We start from the raw sequence: 23,626 nt of genomic DNA, 5'->3' as shown, positions 1-23,626 counted from the left end.
AAGCATTATGAATGAAAACAGAATGCTGGGGTTAGCCTATATATCACCTTATATAATAGGGTTGATAATATTCACGGCTTTCCCCTTTGTATCATCTTTCTTTCTCAGTTTTACTGAGTATGACTTAATGAACCCTCCCGTTTATAACGGGATCGAGAATTATCGTCATATGTTCCTGGAAGATGATTTATTCTGGAAATCCATGGGCGTCACTTTCGCTTATGTGTTTCTGACTATTCCATTAAAATTAGCATTTGCTCTGGGGATCGCTTTTGTACTGAACTTTAAATTACGTGGTATTGGCTTCTTCCGTACCGCATTCTATATTCCATCAATTCTCGGCAGCAGCGTAGCTATTGCGGTGTTATGGCGCGCACTATTTGCCATTGATGGTCTACTTAATGGCTTTATCGGTGTGCTCGGGTTTGACCCGGTCAACTGGCTGGGAGAGCCAGCACTGGCGCTGACATCAGTGACCTTATTACGTGTTTGGCAATTCGGTTCCGCCATGGTTATCTTCCTGGCCGCATTGCAGAACGTACCGCAGTCACAATATGAAGCAGCCATGATAGATGGTGCCTCTAAATGGCAAATGTTTATGAAAGTTACCGTGCCGTTAATTACGCCGGTTATTTTCTTCAACTTTATTATGCAAACCACACAGGCATTCCAGGAATTTACCGCGCCTTATGTCATAACCGGTGGTGGGCCAACCCATTACACCTACTTATTCTCGCTCTATATATATGACACCGCGTTTAAATACTTTGATATGGGATATGGTGCAGCACTGGCCTGGATATTATTCCTGGTAGTCGCTCTCTTTGCCTCAATTGCATTTAAATCATCTAAATATTGGGTCTTCTACTCCGCCGATAAAGGAGGAAAAAATGACTGACGTACAAAACTCCCACCAGAAGAAATTAGATCTGGCGCAGGATATTGCTGATGCGGAAATTAGCCGCACATTACGTAAAGCAAAAGTCAGTGCCATTTTCCGCTACGTTATTTTGATTATTGTCGGACTGATGATGCTCTACCCACTGTTGTGGATGTTCTCAGCGGCCTTTAAACCTAATAATGAAATTTTCACCACATTAGGATTATGGCCAGAACACCCAACACGGGATGGTTTCGTTAATGGTTGGAAAACCGGTACGGAATATAATTTCGGTCACTACATGCTTAACACCTTTAAGTTTGTTATCCCGAAAGTCATCCTGACCATTATTTCTTCCACTATCGTGGCGTATGGCTTTGCGCGCTTTGAAATTCCATGGAAGAAATTCTGGTTCGCAACATTGATCACCACCATGTTGCTGCCAAGTACCGTGTTATTGATTCCTCAATACATTATGTTCCGTGAAATGGGCATGCTGAATAGCTACATGCCGCTGTATCTGCCATTGGCGTTCGCTACACAAGGATTCTTCGTCTTCATGCTTATTCAGTTCCTGCGCGGTGTTCCTCGCGATATGGAAGAAGCAGCACAAATCGACGGATGTAACTCCTTCCAGGTGTTGTGGTACGTGGTAGTGCCAATCTTGAAGCCGGCCATTATCTCCGTGGCATTGTTCCAGTTCATGTGGTCAATGAACGACTTTATCGGCCCACTGATTTACGTCTACAGCGTAGATAAGTACCCGATAGCGCTGGCTCTTAAGATGTCAATTGACGTGACCGAAGGCGCACCTTGGAACGAAATTCTGGCAATGGCGAGCATCTCCATTCTGCCGTCCATCATTGTTTTCTTCCTGGCTCAACGCTACTTCGTGCAAGGCGTAACCAGCAGCGGAATTAAAGGTTAATAGAGGATTTATCATGGCTGAAGTCATTTTCAACAAATTAGGCAAAGTTTACTCCAACGGTTTCCGCGCAGTTCATGGCATTGATCTGAAGATCCATGATGGCGAATTTATGGTGATTGTTGGCCCATCTGGCTGTGCTAAATCCACTACCCTGCGTATGTTGGCTGGGCTGGAAACTATCAGTGATGGTGAAGTGCGCATTGGTGATCGAGTGGTCAATAATCTGGCACCAAAATCACGTGGTATTGCCATGGTGTTCCAGAACTATGCGCTGTATCCGCACATGACCGTGAAAGAGAACCTGGCTTTCGGCTTGAAGTTGAGCAAATTGCCAAAAGACCAAATTGAAACACAAGTTGCTGAAGCAGCTAAAATTTTGGAACTTGAAGACCTGCTTGACCGCTTGCCGCGTCAGTTGTCTGGTGGTCAGGCACAGCGTGTGGCTGTTGGTCGCGCCATTGTTAAAAAGCCCGATGTGTTTTTGTTCGACGAGCCGTTATCAAACCTGGATGCCAAACTGCGCGCCTCCATGCGTATCCGTATCTCCGATTTACATAAGCAGTTGAAGAAAAGCGGTAAAGCAGCAACCACAGTTTACGTTACCCACGACCAGACTGAAGCAATGACCATGGGTGACCGAATCTGTGTGATGAAACTGGGTCATATTATGCAAGTCGATACCCCAGACAATCTCTATCACTACCCTACCAATATGTTTGTTGCCGGTTTTATCGGCGCGCCGGAAATGAATATCAAACCGAGCACGCTGGTAGAAAAAGATGGGAAAGTTGGCCTGACAGTCGGTCAATACACCCTGGTATTGAATGAAAGACAGCAAGCCAAAGTCGCTGCCCACGCCGGGGAAAAAGTGTTCTTTGGTGTACGTCCTGAGTTCGTCAGTATGTCTATGAATCCATTTACTGATAATCACTCACAAGGTGAATTGGTTCGTGTGGAAAACATGGGTCACGAATTCTTTATGTATATCAAAGTTGATGACTTTGAGCTGACCTGTCGTCTGCCGTCTGACGAAGCACGACCTATTATCGAAAATGGTCTGCATCGCACCGTGTACTTCCAGTTTGATATGGATAAATGCCATATCTTTGATGCAAAAACAGAAAAAAATATCTCTCTTTAACAGGAGCAGTACCCAATGAAAAAAGCGATCCTACACACGCTGATAGCATCCACTCTGGCACTATTATCACATCAAGCCTTTGCAGCACAGGATGAAGTTAATTTACGTATGTCATGGTGGGGCGGGAATGGTCGTCACCAGGTAACGTTGAAAGCCTTAGAAGAATTCCATAAACAGCATCCGAATATTAATGTTAAAGCAGAATACACCGGTTGGGATGGTCACTTATCTCGCCTGACAACTCAGATTGCCGGTGGTACTGAACCTGACGTTATGCAAACTAACTGGAACTGGTTGCCTATTTTCTCTAAAGACGGCACTGGCTTCTATAATTTGTTTAATGTAAAAGAGCAATTAGATTTAGCACAATTCGACCCTAAAGAACTGCAACAAACCACTGTTAATGGCAAGTTGAATGGTATTCCAATTTCAGTAACAGCCCGTATCTTCTATTTCAACGATGCGACCTGGTCTAAAGCTGGCTTAGAATATCCAAAAACATGGGATGAATTACTGGCTGCCGGTAAAGTATTTAAAGAAAAACTGGGTGATCAATATTATCCAGTGGTATTAGAGCATCAGGATACTTTAGCGTTAATCCGCTCTTATATGACACAGAAATACAACATTCCTACTATTGATGAAGCTAATAAGAAATTTGCTTATTCGCCTGAGCAGTGGGTTGAATTCTTTACCATGTATAAAACCATGGTAGATAGCCATGTTATGCCATCCACCAAATACTATGCTTCATTCGGCAAGAGCAATATGTATGAAATGAAGCCGTGGATTAATGGTGAGTGGGCGGGTACTTATATGTGGAACTCCACCATAACCAAGTATTCCGATAACCTGACCAAGCCAGCTAAATTGGTACTTGGCCCATACCCAATGTTACCAGGAGCAAAAGATGCCGGTTTGTTCTTTAAACCAGCGCAAATGCTGTCAATTGGTAAATCAACCAAGCATCCACAAGAAAGTGCGATGTTAATTAACTTCTTACTTAATAGTAAAGAAGGGGTTGAAGCATTAGGTCTGGAACGTGGCGTACCATTGAGTGCTACGGCGGTAACACAATTGCGTGCCAGTGGTGTCATTAAAGATGAAGATCCTTCTGTTGCTGGTTTAAATATGGCGTTGGAATTGCCACATAAAATGACCACTTCACCATACTTTGATGACCCGCAAATTGTTTCACTGTTCGGTGATGCAATTCAATATATCGATTATGGCCAGAAGACCGTACAAGAAACTGCAGAATACTTTAACAAACAAGGTGATCGTATTCTGAAACGCGCTATGCGTTAATAAATTAAATTAATTTACCTTAAGTCTATATTAAACCCTGCCATTAATTTGGCGGGGTTCTTTTGTTTTATAACCATAAAAATAATAATCAATTAGACCGACATCACAATTTAATATCTGTTTAAAAAAATAATCATCAACACAGATCTGGATCACATAAATATTTAATAATATAAATAGAATATGCATTCACAATAAATGAAACATTGTTTCTTTGTTCGTGAAATTGTTTTCCAGTCGTATGTTGATTTTTTATAGAATTGTTAATGACTTTTGATTTAAATAACCATAACCCTGGGATTATATAAAAATGAAATTTAAATTACTGACTCTGGCAGTGGCATCCGTAATCAGCTTTAGTTCTGTTGCAACAACAATTGACTACCGGCATGAAATGAAAGATACAAGTAAATCTGATCATAAAGATCGTTTACTGATTTCCAACCGTTTTGCTAATGGTTTTGGTCTGTCTTTGGAAGGCAAATGGGGCCAGCACAGCTCCGATACCACACCGAATAAACCATTTAATGAACAAGTGAGTAATGGCACCGAAGTGGTTGCCAGCTATGTTTATCAGTTTAATAAAACATTCCAACTGGAGCCTGGTTTCTCATTAGAGTCTTCTTCTGATTCTAATAACTACCGCCCTTACCTGCGCGGTAAAGTGTCCTTTACTGATGACTTCTCAACATCACTGCGTTATCGCCCATATTACAAACGTAACCAGCCTGCTCAGACTAAAGCAACAGAGAAAGGCCACGAGTTCACCATGCTGTTTGCCTACAACTTCTTGAAAAACTATTCAGCAGAATATGAATTGAACTACAAGAAATCCGAAGACGAAATTCTGGCCAATAAAGAGAAAGAAGAGTGGAGTCATGACCTGAAAGTCGCTTACAAATGGGATAAAAACTGGAAGCCATATGTTGCCATCGGCAACGTTGCTGGCAGCAAAACCACTGATGAGCGTCAAACTCGTTACCGTGTAGGTGTGCAGTACAGCTTCTAAATTCTGACCTTGTAATAGATGTGTTGTCGTTCGTGAACTTGTAGTTATTAGTACCCTCATCATTATTTGTTAATTATGCCCATACCCGTATTACTTTGGGGAAAAGCTGACTCCCGGTCGCTTTTCCCCTTTTTTTATCTAACCGTTTTTACCTATGATTATCGCCCAAATGCCCACAACGCATCATGTCGCTATTCCAGCCATAGGTTCAATTTTTGCATTACAAAACCTTAGGTTGAATTATCCGTTCTTAATTTGCCTAACATGAGACATTTAGTTACAGCGTAACGGCTATTCATGACATTAAAAATCTCATATACTGGATAAATCAACAGCTACAGATTCGGAATTCAAGTATGACAGGGGAAGGACACCTTATTTTTTCTGTCGCCTGCGTTATTTTTGCCAAAAAAGTCGGTCTTACACCCGAACTGGCAAATGGCGATTGGTGGCATATTATACCCGGCGCCCTGTTAACTTCCTTGCTGCCAGATATCGATCACCCCAAATCAATCCTTGGTCAGCGACTAAAATGGATATCAACACCGATTGCTCGGGCATTTGGTCATCGCGGATTCACTCATAGTCTGTTGGCCGTCATTGGCGGTATCGCACTATTTCAAATGGATATCTCTCGCGATTGGATAATTCCCGCAGATGCATTCCACGCGATGATTGTTGGCTATTTCAGTCATCTGTTAGCCGATATGATTACACCTGCGGGAGTTCCACTTTTATGGCCATGCCGTTGGCGTTTTACTATTCCACTATTACGTCCGCAAAAAGGGAATCAATTAGAACGTGTATTATGTGTTCTATTAGTTTGTTTTTCCGTCTATTGGCACACTGATACTACGATCCCCTTGCTATCCTATATGGAGCAATTGAAAAATTTTCGATTGTGATCACACTTTAATGGGTAAACAATCGCCAAATTGTATATATTCCATACGAATCATTGCAAAAACTTATATAGCATTCTTTTTGGATATAAGTGAGCCTTCTTGGGAACTGCTACCATACGTGACTAATTGCACAGTTGACTGTGCCTGACTCTATTCTGGACAAAAATAGAAATAGAATATGCAGTCAGTATTTAAAATAATAATTTGGAGATTTGGGGATGAACCTACCGCTTGTGATTAATGTGCTGTTATTCGTAGCACTGCTATTACTATTGGCACAAACCCGGCATAAACAATGGAGCCTGTCCAAGAAAGTCTTGGTGGGTCTGGGGCTGGGCGTACTCTTTGGCCTGGGCCTGCAATGGGTCTATGGCGCAGACAATCCGGTGCTGAAAGAGTCTATCACTTGGTTTAATATCGTGGGTAATGGCTATGTACAATTACTGCAAATGATTGTTATGCCACTGGTATTTGCCTCTATCTTGAGCGCTGTCGCCAAACTGCATAACGCCGCATCTCTGGGTAAAATCAGTGTATTGACCATTGGTACATTGCTATTCACCACTTTAATCGCTGCACTGGTCGGCGTATTGGTTACCAATCTATTTGGCTTAACTGCCGATGGCCTGGTGCAAGGGACACAAGAATCAGCGCGTTTGACTGCTATCGAAAGCAACTATCTTGGAAAAGTGACTGACCTGACCGTTCCTCAGTTAGTGCTGTCCTTTATCCCAAAAAATCCGTTTGCCGATTTGACCGGTGCCAGCCCAACTTCCATCATCAGTGTGGTTATCTTTGCCACATTCCTGGGAATAGCTTCCCTGCAATTACTGAAAGATGATGTGGAGAAAGGTCAACGCGTCCTGGTGGCTATCGACACGCTGCAAGCCTGGGTGATGAAACTCGTTCGTCTGGTGATGAAACTGACCCCTTACGGCGTATTGGCATTGATGACTAAAGTGGTTGCGGGTTCTAATATCCAAGACATCATCAAGCTGGGTAGCTTTGTTATTGCTTCTTATCTTGGCCTGGCGATTATGTTTGTGGTACATGGCCTGCTGTTGTCTTTCACCGGCATCAACCCATTGAAATTTTTCCGTAAAGTATGGCCAGTGCTGACATTTGCTTTTACCAGCCGTTCCAGTGCTGCCAGTATCCCGCTGAATGTTGAAGCGCAAACCCGCCGTTTGGGTGTGCCTGAATCTATCGCCAGCTTCTCAGCCTCTTTCGGAGCGACTATCGGCCAAAATGGTTGTGCGGGACTTTATCCTGCAATGCTCGCCGTAATGGTGGCCCCCACTGTTGGGATTAACCCATTAGATCCGGTATGGATTGCGACACTGGTCGGCATTGTCACCATCAGCTCAGCCGGTGTTGCAGGTGTTGGCGGTGGTGCGACTTTCGCAGCACTTATCGTATTACCTGCGCTGGGCTTACCGGTCACTCTGGTTGCTTTGCTTATCTCTGTTGAGCCATTGATTGATATGGGCCGTACAGCATTGAACGTCAGCGGTTCAATGACAGCTGGCACCATTACCAGTCAATTGATGAAACAAACAGATAAAGACATTCTTAACAGTGATGATGATGGCGATCTAGCCCATCAGTAAATACCACTCTTTAGCGTGATAATGTAAAAGGCCAGTTGTTTGTGACTGGCTTTTTGTTTTTAAAGAATGTATCACCGACATACGGCCAACACCCTGTGACTTTAAGGATGAAGAGGTCGATATTTTTCAACCAATGCCAATGCAATGGCTTCCGTTTCTACGTCCGGTATACCGCTGAAATCTTGCGCCCTAAAGTGCATCTGAAACGCTTTGATAACTTGTCGGGTTTCATCATCCAACTCACCACTTTGTGGGATCTGATAACCATAGCGCGCCAGCGTTTGCTGAATTATAGAGACAGATGCCCCATCACTTTTATTTCGGCCATTGATATATTTGGCGACTGTCGCGTCATCTGGCCACGCTCCGATACCCTGTGTTGCTAAGCGCTTCCATGGAAATAACGGGCCAGGATCAGATTTTCTCAGCGGTGCGATATCGCTATGAGCAACAACATTCGCTGGTTCAATATTATAACGCTCAACAATGTCCTTGGTTAGCCGCTCAATCAATTCAATCTGCGATTCGTTATAAGGATACCACTCTCTATGTAACATCCTCTCAGTGAAGCCCCTATTGACGATTTCAATACCTATAGAGGTATCATTGAGGCTACTCCGTCCCTGCCAATAACTGACACCCGCATGCCATGCGCGCTGTGATTCGGGAACCAGTTGTAAAACAATAGGTTTGCCATCAAGACTTTCAGGATGCGTTTTTACCAGATAATGTGCGCTAACATCCCCTTGAGTCAGCAATCGCAGTGATTCAGCATCATCTGTTGCCGTATAGTGAAGCACCAAAAATCTCACCCGCTCATTTTTAGCCACGGAGGGAGTACTGGTATCTACCTTATATTCACCGCGGTCGATCAATTGATGCGGATTATCACGATGAGGGCTACTACAACCCGCCAGCAGCAGCAATAACCCAGTGCTTAATAACTTCCTCATTCCTTTTCTCCCTATAATTATGCTTAAGCACGGTTATAGTGAACCTACAGAACTAAATGAGCCATCAACAGTCTATTTAAATAATAACTAATATCATCGGATAAGACTCAAACACCTCAATCTATTCATATGACTGTTGAGTAACTTATCTATGAATAAAAAACGGCTCCTGATAAGAGGAGCCGTTTGGGATGGGAAGGAATAAATAGTTATAATTAACAGCTGATTAAAAATATCCAATAATTATACAGTATTTACCCTAGTAGAAAGATCCTCAGAAAGGATAATCGCGATAACCCATCTGCTCTGAAATATTGCGCGCCGCCCGATGCAGAGATTTCACAATATCGCTTTTGCTGTCTTCAGAGAAACGTAATGTCGGATATGAAATACTTAAACCGGCAATGACGACACCGAAACGGTCGAAAACAGGCACAGCGATACAACGTAAACCTTCTTCTTGTTCTTCAACATCTTCGCCGAAGCCTTGCTCGCGTACCAGGTCTAACACCGGCAACAGTGCTGCCGCGCTATCCAGAGTATGTTTAGTGCTACGGGTAAATTCGATATGAGACAAGATCTCTTCTACTTCACCACGGTCACGCCATGCCAGTAACACTTTACCAATGGCAGTACTGTGCAATGGATTACGACGACCAATACGGGAATGCATCCGTAGGTTATACATAGAATCGATTTTATGGATATAAACAATGCTGTCTTCATCCAATGCGCCCAAGTGAATAGTTTCACGAGTTTCATTGGATAATTCACGCATTTGTATATCTGCACTGCGGATCAAATCGACATTTTGTAATGCTTTTGCCCCTAACTCAAATAACTTCAGAGTCAGGGAGTATTTCTCTGATTCGCCTTCCTGTGCAACATAGCCCAAGGATTTCATGGTCTGTAGGAAGCGGTACACTGTACTCTTAGGCATCATTACACGTTGAGAAAGTTCGGTAATACCAATTTCCCGTTCTTCACCCAATGCTTGTAAGATGCCAAAAACTTTCAGAACCGACGAAACAGAGTCGGGCTGTTTATCTAAATCTGCAATAGCCATTTTTTGGTTACCCTACTCAGTTTTCTGTGTTTCATAAAACAATATGTTTTAAAAAAAATAGAACAGTGGTTTTATTATAAAGGGAAGTCGCGAGACTGTGCAATAAACCAATGTGAATAATCGGATAAAAGCCTTGCAGACAGCAAATTAGCCTCTTTCCAAGAAAGAGGCTAGTGCAAAATTCAACTATTTCCAGACTGACTCAGGCAATGTGGCTAAATATAGTGCTGGTTTGCCGTGGACATCAGAGGTAAAGAGGATTTGTTTGTCATCGGGAGTAAAGGATGGATGTGGATGTGTTACCTGGCGGTCACCTTCAAACACCTTCCATGAGGTGTCGTGGCGAGCAACGCGATGCTGAGTGCCATTTTTCATATTGAAAACATACAGGAAAGGATCGTTTTCAATCTTATAGCCACTATTGTCTTGTACATCTACCGGCGCATCAGAACCATCACCCACCATCAACGAGCCATCATAGTTGCTCATCAGATGTGAACACGCAGGCATAGAGGTAAGTTGGCGATTTTCCAATGTCTCTGGGTCAGCACTGTAAATGAAGCGATCCGGGCTACCTTTCAGGTAAGAAACATACACCAACGCCGAACCATCTGGCACCCAGAATTCATGGGTACAGCTTTCGCCTTCGGCATGAGTTTTCACCTTGCGCATATTCGTGCCATCTTCATTGATTAACCACATGCGAGCATCAACCAGATCGTGTGGCCCTTCATGGCAAAACGCGACAGTACTGTCATCGTAAGGACGGTAAATTGGGTGACCGAGCCACTGATTTTCTTGCAAAATGACTGTCGATTCGCCGGTTTTAAGATCAACACGCATCAAGCGGCAGCAAGGTTTGGTGAAATAGAATTCATGGAATTTCTTCCAATCTGTCAGTGGCTGCCAATCTTCACGTTTAATCTCGATGCCGACCAGCTTGGTGCAATCTGAATTGGCCACCCAAGTGCCGTAACCGACCCACTCTTCTGGCACCTGATAAACCACATTCTCTTCTAATGTAGCAAGATCAACGCGCATCAAATTGCGGCCATCTTTAACATAGAACAGCGCATCGTCATCCGGTGATAAGAAACCACCAAAGGTATTGTCGCCGCGCCCTTCTGTCAGTTGGGTTGCCACCTGAGTGTTAAGATCCAGCAAGTAGTAGTTCCACGGGCCATCAAAAGCGCCGCCGAACAACAACTTACTGCCATCTCGGGTGAAACACTTTTGATAGAAATAATTACGGTGGCAAGTCACATCAGGAGGCGTTAGCCGTGTCACTTGTGCACCGGTAGAGGCATCCTGATAAGTATCAAATGTCAGGGGGATTTGTTTACCTTTAGCCATCCGGAAAGTCCTTAAAATCATCAGAGAATTAAAATTTGCCCGCAGGGGAACCTGTTCGGCTAATACTATCTCACATTATAGAAACGATGTTTCATTTTTCCGTGATCGTGGTTCTACTTTTACTGATTTTAACAAATTACTGTCATTATCAGGTTGTTAATCAGGCCAAAAAGTGAATTCCTTCATCCATGACTGTCGGTCTGGGGCTAATTTGTCGTAAAAATGGTCTTTTACAAATAACCCTGGTCATAAGGATGCATTCAAGCACAATAGTCGTTAGCATAGAAAATTAACCTACCTTATTATTTTTACAGATAAACCCTATGAACCCATCAGCCAGCGATGGAATGCCGGTTCCGCAACGCTATGCCGCAATATTTGTTATTGCTTTAGGTATTATGATAGCGGTGCTGGACGGTACTATCGCCAACGTAGCATTACCGACCATTGCCCGTGACCTCAACGCCAGCCCGGCAACTTCTATTTGGGTAGTCAATGCCTATCAGTTGGCTATTACCGTGTCTTTGCTTTCGATGGCGTCACTGGGCGACATTATTGGTTATCGCCGGGTTTATCAGGCGGGTTTGCTGGTATTCAGTGTGACATCGCTATTTTGCGCCCTGTCCGATTCCTTATGGACGCTGACGTTTGCTCGCGTGCTGCAAGGGTTAGGTGCCGCCGCTTTGATGAGTGTGAATACCGCCCTGATTCGAATTATTTATCCCAAAGCACAGCTGGGCCGCGGTATCGGCATTAATGCATTAATTGTGGCAGTCTCTGCCGCCGCCGGGCCAACCATTGCAGCAGCAGTATTGTCAGTTGCATCCTGGCAGTGGCTATTTGCCATTAACGTACCAATAGGCCTGGTTGCCTGGGGTCTGGGTATGAAGTTCTTGCCAGCCAACAATATGAAGAGCAACGGTAACCGTTTCGATGTCACCAGTAGCATTATGAATGCGCTGACATTTGGTTTACTGATAACCGCCATCAGTGGTTTTGCTCAAGAGCAAAGCCCGGCACTGATTGCCGCCGAGGTGATAGCATTGCTGGTCATCGGCTTTTTCTTTGTACGCCGCCAACTCAGCCAGCCCTTCCCATTATTGCCCGTCGATTTACTGCGTATCCCTATTTTTGCTTTGTCGATCGGAACATCAGTCTGTTCCTTTGCCGCCCAAATGCTGGCAATGGTTTCACTGCCCTTTTTCCTACAAACCGTCTTGGGACGTGATGAGGTAGCTACCGGGTTGCTATTAACCCCGTGGCCACTCGCCACCATGGTAGTCGCCCCCATAGCTGGCCGATTAGTTGAGCGCTACCATGCAGGATTACTGGGAGGGATAGGTTTAGCCGTGTTTGCCAGTGGGCTATTCCTGTTAGCCACATTACCTGCCAACCCCACGGATTTAAATATTATCTGGCGTATGGTGCTGTGTGGTGCAGGTTTCGGTCTATTCCAAGCCCCGAATAACCACACCATTATCTCTGCGGCTCCCCAACATCGCAGCGGCGGTGCCAGTGGTATGCTTGGCACTGCGCGGCTTTTAGGACAAACCTCAGGCGCGGCATTGGTTGCTTTAATGTTTAATCTGTTTGCCACCAATGGAACACATGCATCGCTGATACTCGCAGGCTGTTTTGCCAGTATCGCGGCGCTGGTCAGCTTGCTGCGGGTAAGCCAAAAACGCAGTTAGCCTGAATAATTGATGGCCCTATCATCATTTAGGGTCATCAATTCGCCCTTCATCTTTGGCAATGCGAAGAATAGACTCCAGTAATGCCGAGTCACTAATAAAATCGATCAGGGTTGTCTCATCCCCACCTCTTTTAGCCCGGCCTTTCATGTAACTGGTAATGACTTCCCACTCCTGATAGAGACGTTTATCTCTTATCTGAAGATATCTTAACAAAGCGGCGAGAGTCACCGCTGAGGCAGGCACAGAGACTTTATCGTTGAGATATTTGTTGATGGTCGAGCGGTTAGCCGCCATTAAATCAGCCAGCTCAGTTTCTTTTTGCAAACCAAGAGACTGGTAGGCTTGAACAAACGGTTTTACCCCATTATTTTCAGTCTTACCTAACCTGAGTTTTTTCAGTTTTTCTCTTAATCCGTCACTCATAGAAACACAATTCCGCAACAAAGAATGGTTCTTATTGTACCTTCCGGAACGGGAGCAGCGCAAACTGTTGCTGATAGAAACCAAAATATCCTCATACAATTCAAATGGAAACGACTTAAATAACTATAGATCGCATTTGTGAGTTCTATATCTTAATTTTAATGATTCTGATAGAAACTAATTTTTATCGTGAACATATTGTTAATCGTGAAATAAGTCACATATTTTTATTGCAAATCTACTTTTTGGCACGTATTTTTTATTAAAGGCAACAATTTTTGTGTCCAATAGAATCAAAAATAGATTCTTAATTTTAGAGAAAAACTTAACGATATGAAGCGTTCTAATTTAGCGATGATTATTGCTCTTGGTTCAATATGCAGCACTACTGCTGATGCCGCACTACCCGCCCCCGAAGATGTTCCTGGCTATAATCATGAATGGGGGGTAAGTGTCGTTGGTAGTATTAGAGAGGCTCAGGAATTAGCCGACAAAACCAACATTATGGCCAATGATAATGCAGATCGTATTCAACTGCTGGAAGATGAACCCAAGCCAATAGATGGAAAAGATGGTTTAAATGGCACAAATGGCAAAGATGGGGCTGTAGGAGCTACAGGGGCTGCGGGTTTAAATGGCACTGACCATCACAATGACGTTGCCGTACAAAAGAATACCGCCGCAGTATCTCAGAATACTCAACGCCTAAGCACTCAAGATGCGCGTATTAGCACTTTGGCAAGTCAGGGCAACCAGGAATTTGCCAATCTGAAATCCGAAGTCGATAACAATCAATCACGCTCAGATGCAGGTATTGCTGGGGTAGCGGCTATGGCAAATATCCCACAAGTACAGGAATCTCAGCAATTCGCGCTGGGCGCAGGGATTGGAGGCTATGGCTCAGAAAATGCACTCGCAGTAGGCGCATCTTTCCACGCCACTCAAAACACTATTGTTAAACTCACGGTAAGTAATGACACACAGCATAACTTTGGCTGGGGTGCTGGCACTTCTTATGGCTGGTAATGAGATGAAACTGAATATTATTATTTTCCTGCAAGCGTGTTTGTTGGCGGCTGTCCTCTTCATCGGTGCCTCAATAAATCAATTTTCTGACGTTATGAAAGTTGTCGGCTCATCCGTCGCCGTACTCAGTCACAATTGGGAAGCCCAAAAATGAGACACAAAATCTTACTCACCACTGTTATTACCATCCTGTTGGCAGGTTGTAGCTCGCAGGCCGAGAGAATTGCCGCCTGTGAAGCGCAAGGTGTATCTCGGGATGCTTGCTATATTAGCGAGCAAAATCGTACCAACACGATCAATGCTGCGGCTGAAACCCAGGCATTACAGAATGCAGCTCATGCTGTACAGTTCGCTCAGGCAGCCAAAAAGGTGAACCAACATTACAGCGGTTATGGCGTCGATGTTAAGCGCGATTCTTTAGGTATTGTCACTGTCGATGGGAAACCTGCTGTTTTGATTGAAGATGAACCCAAGGCGAAGGTCTATTCACAAGGTTTATTGACCGTTATCTTCTATACATCTGGTAAGGTGGCGTTGCTGCGTGAAAGCCAATTTGTTGGCTATTTAACGAAGGTTTAGTACAGAGTAAAACCCCGCCAGATAGCGGGGTTTTTATTTAATCTTAATATCGGTTATTTCAGGTATTCGCCGGAACGCAAGGCTTCAATACGTTTGTCCAACGGCGGGTGTGACATAAACAGCTCGCTGAATGATTTAGATTTACCATTAATGCAGAAAGCCATCATGCTACCCGCTTCCTGCGGTTCATAGCTGGTTTTCAAGCGCTGCAACGCAGCAATCATCTTCTCACGCCCAACTAATCTTGCTGAGCCCGCATCGGCATGGAATTCACGATGACGTGAGAACCACATGGTAATAATGCTGGCAAGGATACCAAACACCAGCTCCAATACCATTGAAACCGCAAAATAAACCATTGGGTTACCTGAACTGCTCCCTTCATTATCACGATCACCCGACAAGAAGCCAGCGGCAATCTGAGCAATCAAACGTGAAATGAAGATAACGAAGGTATTCACAATGCCTTGAATCAAAGTCATGGTGACCATATCACCATTCGCCACATGGCTAATTTCATGGGCAATAACCGCCTCTGCTTCATCACGGCTCATGTTCTGCAACAAACCGGTACTGACAGCGACCAATGAAGCATCACGACGAGCACCGGTCGCGAAAGCATTTATATCTGGAGCCTGATAGATAGCCACTTGCGGCATAGCAATGCCCGCCTGCTGAGACTGGCGACGAACTGTGTCTAGTAACCAGCGTTCAGTTTCATTACGTGGTTGTTCAATAACTTCCCCCCCCACGGAACGAAGAGCCATCCATTTGGACATCAGCAACGAAACAAATGCGCCGCCGAAACCAAACAGACCGGCCATAATCATCAGCCCCTGCACACTGCTGGACTGAATACCTGTCAGGCTAAGCACCAACCCGAACACCAACATGACAGCCAGGTTGGTGAGTAGGAATAGAGCGATACGCATCATAAAAATTTATTTCCTTATTCTGTTAAGTGACGACAGTATTAAATCGACATCGTATTAAGCCAAAATTGACATGATGACTTAGCCAAATAACTACTGAGATATGCTGATCGTATGGGCATCTGATAAATTTTCAAGGCTTGTTAAGTTCTAAGAGAGGAAATCAACATAACTTTACAAATTTGGATACTTTTTATTACATATTAAGCTATTTTTTCGCCAACCCACCTGAAGTGGCATGGAAAAAAAGTAAAAAAAATCCGGGCTCTAAGAACCCGGATTATGTATATCATCCGCAGATTATTTAGCGGCTGTTGCTGTCGTAGCAGGCACTGCCGGTTGAGGTTCAACCTGCGGCTGCGTTTTTTCTTTATGAGCTAAATCCAATGCAATATGCACGGTTTCATCCAGATAAGGGTCTGGCTCCTGATAGTCTTTAGGTAAATCTTCCAATGACTTCAGTGGCTTTTTACCTTCACGTTTGAAACGCTCATTTAAGCGATTCAGCCGCGTGGCATCATCATCATGGTTCTCTTTTTCACGCTGAGCGTAATTAAGAGAGACAATGTTCTTCTTATCTTTCATGGCCTTATAACGCTCAATATCTTGCTGAATATGCTGGAATTCAGGATCAGCGGCGATACGGGCGGCATGTGTTTTGAGTAACTCAGGCTCCAGCGGTTTCAAATCGCCCACTTTGGTATAACTGGCAGCATTGATGCTGTCCCAAGGCAAGGCATTATCTTCAAAACTTTCACCGGTTTCCGCCGGATCAACACCGGTCGGCATCACGATATCGGGGGTCACCCCTTTACGCTGAGTACTGCCACCATCTACCCGATAGAATTTCTGGATAGTGTATTGCAATGAACCCAATGCCGGCCATTCAGGGCGCAACATCTGATCGTAGATACGATTCAACGAACGGTACTGCTGCACCGTACCTTTACCGAAGGTTGGCTCACCGACAATTAAGGCTCGGCCATAATCTTGCATTGCCGCAGCAAAAATCTCGGATGCGGAGGCGCTGTAGCGGTCAACTAATACCACCAGCGGGCCTTTGTAATACACCACGCCGTCGGTATCACTGTCTTCGCGTACTTTACCGTTGTTATCTCGCACCTGAACCACTGGGCCACTTGGGATAAACAAACCAGACAAGGAGACAGCTTCGGTCAGCGCCCCACCACCATTGCTACGTAAGTCAATGATAATGCTGCTAACATTCTGTTTTTCCAGTTTCTGTAATTGCGCCTTAACATCTTCTGTCAGGCCAACATAGAACCCCGGAATATCCAGTACACCGACACGTTCTTTGCCGATGGTTTTCACCGACATTTTCACCGCACGGTCTTCCAGACGAATACGTTCACGCGTCAAGGTTACGGTGCGAGGTTTCGTCCCTTTACCGGCAGGTAAAATTTCCAACCGCACTTTACTGCCCTTCGGCCCTTTAATCAGCGCGACCACATCGTCAAGACGCCAGCCGATAACATCCACCATCGGTTTGCCCGTTTGACCAACGCCGATCACCCGATCACCCACCGCGATAGTTTTACTTTTCGCTGCCGGGCCACCTGGAACCATGGAGTTGATTAATGTGTAATCATCATCCATTTGCAGAACGGCACCGATACCTTCCAGTGACAAACTCATTTCGGTATTGAACTGCTCGGTATTACGTGGGGACAGATAATTGGTATGAGGGTCAATTTCGTGGGCAAACGCATTCATAATCAGCTGGAAGACGTCTTCGCTATTACTTTGCGTCAAACGCTTGATAGCCGCCTGATAGCGCTTCGTCAGCGTCTCTTTGATCTCTTTGTCCGTTTTACCGGTTAATTTCAAATTGAGCTGATCATATTTAACTTTTGCATCCCAGAGCTTGTTCAGCTCGGCTTCGCTGGTCGGCCAAGGCGCTTTGCTGCGATCAATATCAATGGTGTCATTACCAGTGAAATCCATGGGCCGGTTCAACACTGACAGTGCATATTGATAACGCTCAAAACGGCGTTTTTGCGCCAAATTGAATAATGCATACGGCGTATCTAATTGGCCGGATTTTAACTCATCGTCCAGCGAATGTTTTTTATCCGCGAACTTGGCCACATCTGATGCCAGCAACACATTATGGTTGTAATCCAACATGTTGAGGTAGCGATCAAATATTTTGGCAGAAAACTGATCGTCCAATGCAAATTGGCGATAGTGAGAGCGAGTGAAGCGCGATGTTACGCGCTCACTCACGGTTGCATGCTCTGGTTCCTGGTGTAATTGAGGAAGTTGGTCGATGCGATACGTTGCGGTATCAGCAGCGTAACTTGCCCCCGCCAGTAACAAGCCTGCGATTGCTGTTAGTCTGACAAATTTGTTCATGCCTAGGTTGGCCTCCGTATCAGAACTGCAAGTGTTCTGCGCGTACAATCATCGCCAGACCGGAAGATAGCTGCACCCGTACGCCATCTTTAGCGATTTCTAATACGGTTGCGTCCATCGCGCTCTTGCCTGCTCTGACTTTGATTTCTTGACCAATTTGCAGTTTAGAGATATCTGTGACCGGCACAGGGCGTGGCTGGTTTTCCTCGGCCTGTGGACGAGGTGGCCGAGCTTGTTTTTGATTAGCCTGTTGCGGGCGAGGTGACTGACGAGGCTTGCGGTTTTCCACCGGAGCACCCGCTTCACGACGCGGCGCAGGTTTTTTACCTGCCGGACGTGGGCGACGTGGCTCTGGGGTTTCACCCGCAGCAATGGCAGCTTCGCGCTTTTTAGCTTGTTGTTCAGCACGTTGTGCTTGAACACGGGCTTTCGCCTCTTCCAGCTGTTTGCGGGCATGTTCGACATGTTGTTCTTCCAGCACACCACAAGGGTTGCCATCCAAATCAACACGTTCAGCACCGACTTTGACCCCATAAAGATAACGCCAGCTTGAGGTGTAGAGACGCAGCGCAGAACGCAATTGCGTTTTGCTTAAATTCTCTTCCCCCTGAACACGTTCGACCAGATCTTGAAAAATACCGATCTTTAGTGGACGTGCTTCGCCCTCGGCGGTGAAACAAAGCGGGAACCGCTCAGCCAAAAAGGCTATGACTTCTTTACTACTGTTCAACTTAGGTTGATTTTCCATGAAATTTCCTGATTACAACGGGTTTGCCAACCAGCGCAGGCATGAACAGGCGTCATTATAATGACGCCATCAGCAATTGCCACGTTATCCGTATATCAACTTGCAGCCTGTGTGACATATTTTGCACTATCACAAAGCTCAAGATGCTCGCAAAGCCCCGCCACGACTGAGATTAAGCCTAATTCGTCGTCTTTATCGAAGCGATCATAAACAATGCTGTCGATATCCAAAACGCCGATAACTTTTCCCTGAACTGTGATTGGCAGCACAATTTCTGCATTGCTGGCGGCATCACAAGCGATATGACCGGGGAATGCATGCACATCACCGACCCGTTGAACGCGATTTTCTGCCACGGCAGTTCCGCACACGCCTTTCCCGACAGGAATACGCACACAGGCAATTTTCCCCTGGAAAGGCCCCAACACCAATTGATTGCCATCGAGCAAATAAAACCCCGCCCAATTCAAACCATCAAGACGCTCATAAATTAAAGCGCTGGCATTGGCTAATGTGGCGATGAAATTAGTTTCACCGGCAATCAGGGCACTCAAGTCACGTTTTAATTCCGCGTAGAATTCTGCTTTTTTCATGTAATGACCGTTAGAAACCTAAGGATAGCCAGAGGCAATTGTTGCGCGTAGCTTATATAAAATAATCATTAATTGCGCGTTGCTACAAGGTTATTCGGCGCTTACCCTGCAAAAGAGTTGCCGACATCGTAGGTTTGCCCCTTTTTGCCCCTTGTTTTGAGTGATTGCTCTGCTACCATCCGCACTATTATTTACTATTTACTGTTTACCATTTACAGACCGATGCCGGTGTCAGGGTGCTTAATAGATGAAAATACATGCCATTCAGCGCCCATTGTCCACGGCTCGCGTTCAACGATGCTGTCAATGTGATGCGCTGTTTACCTTGCCGCCACTCAATGGCAGGCAAACCGCCTATTGCCCGCGTTGCAGCGCAAAAATTGCCAGTGGACGAGATTGGTCACTGACCCGTCTGACCGCCATTGCTGTCGCTATGCTATTACTGATGCCATTTGCGTTTACCGAACCGCTGATTACTATCCGCCTGCTCGGCACCCGAATTGATGCCAGTTTGCTGGAAGGGATCTGGCAAATGAGTCGTCAGGGCCACCCAATCACCGCCAGTATGGTGGCGTTTTGTATTCTGGGTGCGCCGATTACCCTGACCGTTTCAATACTCTATCTACGAATTGGCAGCCGAATTGGTATGAACCTGCGGCCAATCTTATTGATGCTGGAGCGATTGAAAGAGTGGGTGATGCTGGATATCTATCTTATCGGCATGGCGGTGGCCTGTATTAAAGTCAAAGAATACGCCGATGTAATGGCCGGAACCGGATTAATAGCTTATCTGACGTTAACATTACTAAGTATTCTGGCGCTGGTGCATCTTAATCTGGAACAACTGTGGGAGCGTTTTTACCCGCAAGAGCAGCCCCCCGGCCCCAGAGAAACGCTACGCGTCTGTTTATCCTGTCATTATACCGGACACCCTGATGCTCTCGGCCGATGCCCGCGTTGTCACATTCCTTTACGCCATCGCCGCCGTCACAGCATCCAAAAAACCTGGGCGGCGTTAATTGCATCTATCGTGTTACTGCTGCCCGCCAATCTATTGCCGATATCAATTGTTTATGCCAACGGCACGCGCATGGAGGATACTATTTTCTCCGGTGTGGTTTCGCTCGCTTCATCTGGTAATCTGCCGATAGCTGCCGTGGTGTTTATCGCCAGTGTGCTGGTGCCTTTTACCAAAATCATTGTCTTAATAACATTATTGATGAGTATTCATCTAAAGACACAGCACAGCCTGAAAACGCGAATGCGTTTGCTGCGCCTAATTACCTGGATTGGCCGCTGGTCAATGCTGGATCTCTTTGTTATTGCACTAATGATGTCGCTGATTAATCGCGATCAGCTCCTTTCCTTTACTATGGGGCCAGCAGCCTTCTATTTTGGGTCTGCGGTCATTTTGACTATCCTTGCTGTTGAATGGCTGGATAGCCGATTGATTTGGGATGCACATGCAACAGGAAACGCCGAGTACACCGACTGAGGCACAGATTAAACATAAACGCCGGATATCACCTTTCTGGTTGCTGCCTTTTATTGCCCTGCTGATTGCGGGGTGGCTGGTTTATAACAACTGGCAAGAACGTGGCACGGAAGTCACTATCGATTTCCAGTCTGCGGCCGGGATTGTCGCGGGGCGTACGCCTATTCGCTATCAAGGTGTCGAAGTCGGGATGGTGCAATCCATCAGTCTGGATGATGATCTGCGTAATATTAAAGTCACCGCCAGCATCAAAAATGACATGGAAGACTCGTTGCGTGAAGGAACTCAATTTTGGTTGGTGACGCCAAAAGCGTCATTGGCTGGGGTTTCTGGGCTGGATGCCTTGGTCGGTGGTAACTATATCGGCATGATGCCCGGTGAAGGCAAACCGCAAAGTCACTTCACCGCACTGGATACCCAACCTAAATTCCGCCTCAATACCGGTGAGTTAATGGTGCATCTCCATGCGCCAGATCTGGGTTCGCTGAATAATGGCTCACTGGTGTATTACCGTAAGATTCCAGTGGGAAAAGTCTATGATTACAACATTGCACCTGATAACAATGGTGTCGTCATTGATGTGCTGATTGACCGGCGCTTTGCTAAACTGGTCAAAAATGACACTCGCTTCTGGAATGTGTCTGGTTTTAAAGGCGATTTCAGCCTCAATGGTGCGTCCGTGCAAATGGAAAGTCTGGCCGCATTGGTCAATGGAGCCATCGCTTTTGACTCCCCGCCCAATAGCCAGCACGCCAAGCCAGACCAACCTTTCCAGCTTTATTCTGATTTGGCACACAGCCAGCGCGGTGTCGCCATCACACTGGATTTACCCAGCGGTAGCAGCTTGAGTGAGGGGCGTACCCCGCTGATTTATCAAGGGTTACAAGTTGGTACTCTGACTAAAATGACACTCCAGCAGCAGGGCAAAGTCACTGGCGAGCTGACGATTGACCCGTCCGTAGTCAATTTAATGCGTACCGGCACCCGTATTGAAATGAACAGCCCACGTATCAGCCTGAGTGATGCCAAACTGAGTGAGCTGTTAACCGGAAATACATTGGAACTCATTCCCGGCGAAGGTGAGCCACAGCAGCGTTTTACCGTGCTACCCAGCAGTAAGAGCTTGTTACAACAACCCAATGTCCTCGAATTGCAACTTACCGCACCGGAAAGTTACGGCATTGATGTGGGCCAACCTATCTCGCTGCATGGCATTAAGATTGGTCAGGTCTTAACGCGCGAACTGTCAGCCAATGGCGTCAGCTTTACCGCAGCAATTGAAGCGAAATACCGTAATTTGGTGCATAAAGACAGCAAATTTGTGGTCAACAGCCGCCTTGATGTGAAACTTGGCATCGATGGCATTGATATACAGGGGGCCAGTGCACAGGAGTGGATTGATGGCGGTATTCTAATTCTGCCAGGCAGCAAAGGTGACCCACTCGGTAAGTATCCGCTGTACAGCAGCATAGACAAAGCGACCGACGGCATTTTAGGCAATAGCCCGGCAACCACCCTCACCTTAACCGCCACCAGCCTGCCTGATGTGCAGACCGGTTCAGTTGTGTTGTATCGCAAATTCCAGGTGGGTGAAATTACTCAGATCAGGCCGAAAGCCAATGAATTCGAAGTGGATGTTTATATTCAACCGGAATACCGTAAGCTGCTCACTGATAAGAGTATCTTCTGGGCCGAAGGCGGAGCGAAAGTGCAATTGAACGGTAGCGGTTTGACTGTGCAAGCCTCCCCGCTGAATCGCGCATTAAAAGGCGCAATCAGCTTTGATAATCTTGAGGGCGTCACGCTGGATAAAGGCGCAAAACGCACCCTCTATGCCAACGAAACCGCGGCGCGCGCGGTCGGCAGCCAGATTATCTTGCGCACCTTTGATGCCAGTAAGCTCGCGGCGGGTATGCCCATTCGCTATCTGGGCATCAATATTGGTCAGGTTGAATCGCTGAAATTAGCCCCTGAGCGTAATGAAGTGCTCGCCAAAGCGGTGCTTTACCCCGAATATGTGCAGAGTTTCGCTCGTGCTGGCACCCGTTTCTCGATTGTTTCACCGGAAATCTCTGCCGCTGGGGTTAATAACCTGGATACCCTGTTCCAGCCCTACATTAATGTAGAGCCGGGCAAAGGTGGCATATTGCGCACTTTTGAGCTGCAAACCGCCACCATTACGGATTCGCGCTATCTTGATGGCCTGAGCATTATCCTTGATACCGCCGAGGCTGGGTCATTACAGGTGGGCACACCGGTTCTGTTCCGAGGGCTGGAAGTGGGCACAGTGACCGGATTTAATCTGGGAGCGATGTCTGATCGAGTACAGGTTTCCCTGCGCATCAGTCAGAAATACCAGCAATTAGTACGGCAAAACAGCGTCTTCTGGCTGGCATCAGGCTATAACCTTGAATTTGGTCTGACCGGCGGAGTAGTGAAAAGTGGTACTTTCCAGCAGTTTATTCGCGGTGGCATTGCTTTCGCCACACCGCCAACGACACCACTGGCACCAAAAGCCAGTGTGAATCAACACTTCCTGCTTAACCCGCAAGAGCCTAAAGACTGGCGCAACTGGGGAACGGCGATACCGCACTTCTAGTGCGGTGG

The 23,626-nt window shown here is 45.9% G+C and carries 21 protein-coding genes; 13 read left to right on the top strand and 8 right to left on the bottom strand.

Annotated features, from left to right (window positions below; translation table 11 throughout):
- The first annotated feature begins 7 nt into the window (after nt 1-7).
- From FTB31_RS17030 to FTB31_RS17000, 7 genes are all read left to right on the top strand, one after another.
- Entirely contained in the window at nt 8-898 is an 891-nt protein-coding gene (locus FTB31_RS17030) for a carbohydrate ABC transporter permease (protein ID WP_005161668.1), read from the top strand.
- Nucleotides 891-1,808, top strand: a complete 918-nt coding sequence (locus FTB31_RS17025) for a carbohydrate ABC transporter permease (protein WP_005161693.1) — start codon at nt 891-893, stop codon at nt 1,806-1,808. Before FTB31_RS17030 ends, FTB31_RS17025 begins: the two co-directional genes overlap by 8 nt.
- Before the next feature lie 13 nt (nt 1,809-1,821).
- On the top strand, nt 1,822-2,949 hold the full coding sequence (locus FTB31_RS17020; protein WP_019079275.1) for an ABC transporter ATP-binding protein: 1,128 nt from the start codon (nt 1,822-1,824) through the stop codon (nt 2,947-2,949).
- A 15-nt stretch (nt 2,950-2,964) separates the two neighbouring features.
- Nucleotides 2,965-4,257: an ABC transporter substrate-binding protein gene (locus FTB31_RS17015; RefSeq protein WP_050077557.1), complete on the top strand. Its 1,293-nt coding sequence runs from the start codon at nt 2,965-2,967 to the stop codon at nt 4,255-4,257.
- Nucleotides 4,258-4,567: 310 nt separating this feature from the next.
- Nucleotides 4,568-5,266 carry an oligogalacturonate-specific porin KdgM family protein gene (locus FTB31_RS17010; RefSeq protein WP_005161701.1) on the top strand — a complete coding sequence of 233 codons (699 nt, stop codon included), beginning with the start codon at nt 4,568-4,570 and terminating at the stop codon, nt 5,264-5,266.
- Between the two features lie 356 nt (nt 5,267-5,622).
- The gene (locus FTB31_RS17005; protein WP_050077556.1) at nt 5,623-6,171 is read left to right on the top strand and encodes a metal-dependent hydrolase; all 549 of its coding nucleotides are present in this window, start codon (nt 5,623-5,625) and stop codon (nt 6,169-6,171) included.
- 218 nt (nt 6,172-6,389) lie between these two features.
- Nucleotides 6,390-7,781, top strand: a complete 1,392-nt coding sequence (locus FTB31_RS17000; protein WP_050077555.1) for an L-cystine transporter — start codon at nt 6,390-6,392, stop codon at nt 7,779-7,781.
- A gap of 101 nt (nt 7,782-7,882) precedes the next feature.
- Here the strand turns inward: FTB31_RS17000 and FTB31_RS16995 are convergent, their stop codons facing one another.
- The 3 genes from FTB31_RS16995 to ogl all read right to left on the bottom strand — a co-directional run bounded on the left by FTB31_RS16995 (nt 7,883) and on the right by ogl (nt 11,153).
- The gene (locus FTB31_RS16995) at nt 7,883-8,734 is read right to left on the bottom strand and encodes an N-acetylmuramoyl-L-alanine amidase (protein ID WP_227726141.1); all 852 of its coding nucleotides are present in this window, start codon (nt 8,732-8,734) and stop codon (nt 7,883-7,885) included.
- A 274-nt stretch (nt 8,735-9,008) separates the two neighbouring features.
- A complete protein-coding gene (kdgR, locus tag FTB31_RS16990; protein ID WP_050077553.1) occupies nt 9,009-9,800 on the bottom strand; it encodes a DNA-binding transcriptional regulator KdgR in 792 nt (263 codons plus the stop codon).
- A 186-nt stretch (nt 9,801-9,986) separates the two neighbouring features.
- The gene (gene ogl, locus FTB31_RS16985; protein ID WP_050077552.1) at nt 9,987-11,153 is read right to left on the bottom strand and encodes an oligogalacturonate lyase; all 1,167 of its coding nucleotides are present in this window, start codon (nt 11,151-11,153) and stop codon (nt 9,987-9,989) included.
- Nucleotides 11,154-11,476: 323 nt separating this feature from the next.
- Between ogl and FTB31_RS16980 the strand changes: the two genes are divergently transcribed.
- Entirely contained in the window at nt 11,477-12,844 is a 1,368-nt protein-coding gene (locus FTB31_RS16980; RefSeq protein WP_227731640.1) for an MFS transporter, read from the top strand.
- Between the two features lie 24 nt (nt 12,845-12,868).
- Here FTB31_RS16980 and FTB31_RS16975 read toward each other — a convergent pair whose 3' ends face one another.
- A complete protein-coding gene (locus tag FTB31_RS16975; RefSeq protein WP_046051002.1) occupies nt 12,869-13,270 on the bottom strand; it encodes a hypothetical protein in 402 nt (133 codons plus the stop codon).
- Nucleotides 13,271-13,603: 333 nt separating this feature from the next.
- Between FTB31_RS16975 and FTB31_RS16970 the strand changes: the two genes are divergently transcribed.
- From FTB31_RS16970 to FTB31_RS16960, 3 genes are read left to right on the top strand one after another with little or no spacing between them, the layout of a single operon-like run.
- Complete coding sequence (locus tag FTB31_RS16970) at nt 13,604-14,296, top strand: YadA C-terminal domain-containing protein (protein WP_050077550.1); 693 nt, start codon at nt 13,604-13,606, stop codon at nt 14,294-14,296.
- The gene (locus FTB31_RS16965; protein ID WP_077174627.1) at nt 14,286-14,450 is read left to right on the top strand and encodes a hypothetical protein; all 165 of its coding nucleotides are present in this window, start codon (nt 14,286-14,288) and stop codon (nt 14,448-14,450) included. The genes FTB31_RS16970 and FTB31_RS16965 overlap by 11 nt, the downstream gene beginning before the upstream one ends.
- A complete protein-coding gene (locus tag FTB31_RS16960) occupies nt 14,447-14,875 on the top strand; it encodes a hypothetical protein (protein ID WP_050077548.1) in 429 nt (142 codons plus the stop codon). The genes FTB31_RS16965 and FTB31_RS16960 overlap by 4 nt, the downstream gene beginning before the upstream one ends.
- A 53-nt stretch (nt 14,876-14,928) precedes the next feature.
- Here FTB31_RS16960 and htpX read toward each other — a convergent pair whose 3' ends face one another.
- From htpX to FTB31_RS16940, 4 genes are all read right to left on the bottom strand, one after another.
- The gene (gene htpX / locus FTB31_RS16955) at nt 14,929-15,810 is read right to left on the bottom strand and encodes a protease HtpX (protein ID WP_050077547.1); all 882 of its coding nucleotides are present in this window, start codon (nt 15,808-15,810) and stop codon (nt 14,929-14,931) included.
- 297 nt (nt 15,811-16,107) lie between these two features.
- Entirely contained in the window at nt 16,108-18,183 is a 2,076-nt protein-coding gene (gene prc / locus FTB31_RS16950) for a carboxy terminal-processing peptidase (protein WP_077174626.1), read from the bottom strand.
- Nucleotides 18,184-18,202: 19 nt separating this feature from the next.
- Nucleotides 18,203-18,931 (bottom strand): RNA chaperone ProQ, encoded by a 729-nt coding sequence (proQ, locus tag FTB31_RS16945; protein ID WP_050077545.1) that lies wholly within the window; start codon nt 18,929-18,931, stop codon nt 18,203-18,205.
- 95 nt (nt 18,932-19,026) lie between these two features.
- Nucleotides 19,027-19,524 carry a GAF domain-containing protein gene (locus FTB31_RS16940; protein WP_005164942.1) on the bottom strand — a complete coding sequence of 166 codons (498 nt, stop codon included), beginning with the start codon at nt 19,522-19,524 and terminating at the stop codon, nt 19,027-19,029.
- Between the two features lie 247 nt (nt 19,525-19,771).
- Here FTB31_RS16940 and yebS point away from each other — a divergent pair, with 247 nt between their 5' ends.
- Together yebS and FTB31_RS16930 are read left to right on the top strand one after the other, a co-directional pair.
- Nucleotides 19,772-21,019: a membrane integrity lipid transport subunit YebS gene (yebS, locus tag FTB31_RS16935; protein ID WP_050077544.1), complete on the top strand. Its 1,248-nt coding sequence runs from the start codon at nt 19,772-19,774 to the stop codon at nt 21,017-21,019.
- Nucleotides 20,988-23,618: a PqiB family protein gene (locus FTB31_RS16930; RefSeq protein WP_227731639.1), complete on the top strand. Its 2,631-nt coding sequence runs from the start codon at nt 20,988-20,990 to the stop codon at nt 23,616-23,618. The genes yebS and FTB31_RS16930 overlap by 32 nt, the downstream gene beginning before the upstream one ends.
- Nucleotides 23,619-23,626: the final 8 nt, after the last annotated feature.

The sequence above is a fragment of the Yersinia proxima genome, from assembly GCF_902170785.1.
In the GTDB taxonomy this organism is placed as follows: domain Bacteria; phylum Pseudomonadota; class Gammaproteobacteria; order Enterobacterales; family Enterobacteriaceae; genus Yersinia; species Yersinia proxima.
This window is presented reverse-complemented; position numbering and strand designations above follow the sequence as displayed.

What these genes read in the sequence shown, in the direction of transcription:
- FTB31_RS17030 (WP_005161668.1), top strand. Translation starts at nt 8, where the DNA reads ATGAATGAAAACAGAATGCTGGGGTTAGCCTATATATCACCTTATATA.
- FTB31_RS17025 (WP_005161693.1), top strand. Translation starts at nt 891, where the DNA reads ATGACTGACGTACAAAACTCCCACCAGAAGAAATTAGATCTGGCGCAG.
- FTB31_RS17020 (WP_019079275.1), top strand. Translation starts at nt 1,822, where the DNA reads ATGGCTGAAGTCATTTTCAACAAATTAGGCAAAGTTTACTCCAACGGT.
- FTB31_RS17015 (WP_050077557.1), top strand. Translation starts at nt 2,965, where the DNA reads ATGAAAAAAGCGATCCTACACACGCTGATAGCATCCACTCTGGCACTA.
- FTB31_RS17010 (WP_005161701.1), top strand. Translation starts at nt 4,568, where the DNA reads ATGAAATTTAAATTACTGACTCTGGCAGTGGCATCCGTAATCAGCTTT.
- FTB31_RS17005 (WP_050077556.1), top strand. Translation starts at nt 5,623, where the DNA reads ATGACAGGGGAAGGACACCTTATTTTTTCTGTCGCCTGCGTTATTTTT.
- FTB31_RS17000 (WP_050077555.1), top strand. Translation starts at nt 6,390, where the DNA reads ATGAACCTACCGCTTGTGATTAATGTGCTGTTATTCGTAGCACTGCTA.
- FTB31_RS16995 (WP_227726141.1), bottom strand. Translation starts at nt 8,734, where the DNA reads ATGAGGAAGTTATTAAGCACTGGGTTATTGCTGCTGCTGGCGGGTTGT.
- kdgR (WP_050077553.1), bottom strand. Translation starts at nt 9,800, where the DNA reads ATGGCTATTGCAGATTTAGATAAACAGCCCGACTCTGTTTCGTCGGTT.
- ogl (WP_050077552.1), bottom strand. Translation starts at nt 11,153, where the DNA reads ATGGCTAAAGGTAAACAAATCCCCCTGACATTTGATACTTATCAGGAT.
- FTB31_RS16980 (WP_227731640.1), top strand. Translation starts at nt 11,477, where the DNA reads ATGAACCCATCAGCCAGCGATGGAATGCCGGTTCCGCAACGCTATGCC.
- FTB31_RS16975 (WP_046051002.1), bottom strand. Translation starts at nt 13,270, where the DNA reads ATGAGTGACGGATTAAGAGAAAAACTGAAAAAACTCAGGTTAGGTAAG.
- FTB31_RS16970 (WP_050077550.1), top strand. Translation starts at nt 13,604, where the DNA reads ATGAAGCGTTCTAATTTAGCGATGATTATTGCTCTTGGTTCAATATGC.
- FTB31_RS16965 (WP_077174627.1), top strand. Translation starts at nt 14,286, where the DNA reads ATGGCTGGTAATGAGATGAAACTGAATATTATTATTTTCCTGCAAGCG.
- FTB31_RS16960 (WP_050077548.1), top strand. Translation starts at nt 14,447, where the DNA reads ATGAGACACAAAATCTTACTCACCACTGTTATTACCATCCTGTTGGCA.
- htpX (WP_050077547.1), bottom strand. Translation starts at nt 15,810, where the DNA reads ATGATGCGTATCGCTCTATTCCTACTCACCAACCTGGCTGTCATGTTG.
- prc (WP_077174626.1), bottom strand. Translation starts at nt 18,183, where the DNA reads ATGAACAAATTTGTCAGACTAACAGCAATCGCAGGCTTGTTACTGGCG.
- proQ (WP_050077545.1), bottom strand. Translation starts at nt 18,931, where the DNA reads ATGGAAAATCAACCTAAGTTGAACAGTAGTAAAGAAGTCATAGCCTTT.
- FTB31_RS16940 (WP_005164942.1), bottom strand. Translation starts at nt 19,524, where the DNA reads ATGAAAAAAGCAGAATTCTACGCGGAATTAAAACGTGACTTGAGTGCC.
- yebS (WP_050077544.1), top strand. Translation starts at nt 19,772, where the DNA reads ATGAAAATACATGCCATTCAGCGCCCATTGTCCACGGCTCGCGTTCAA.
- FTB31_RS16930 (WP_227731639.1), top strand. Translation starts at nt 20,988, where the DNA reads ATGCAACAGGAAACGCCGAGTACACCGACTGAGGCACAGATTAAACAT.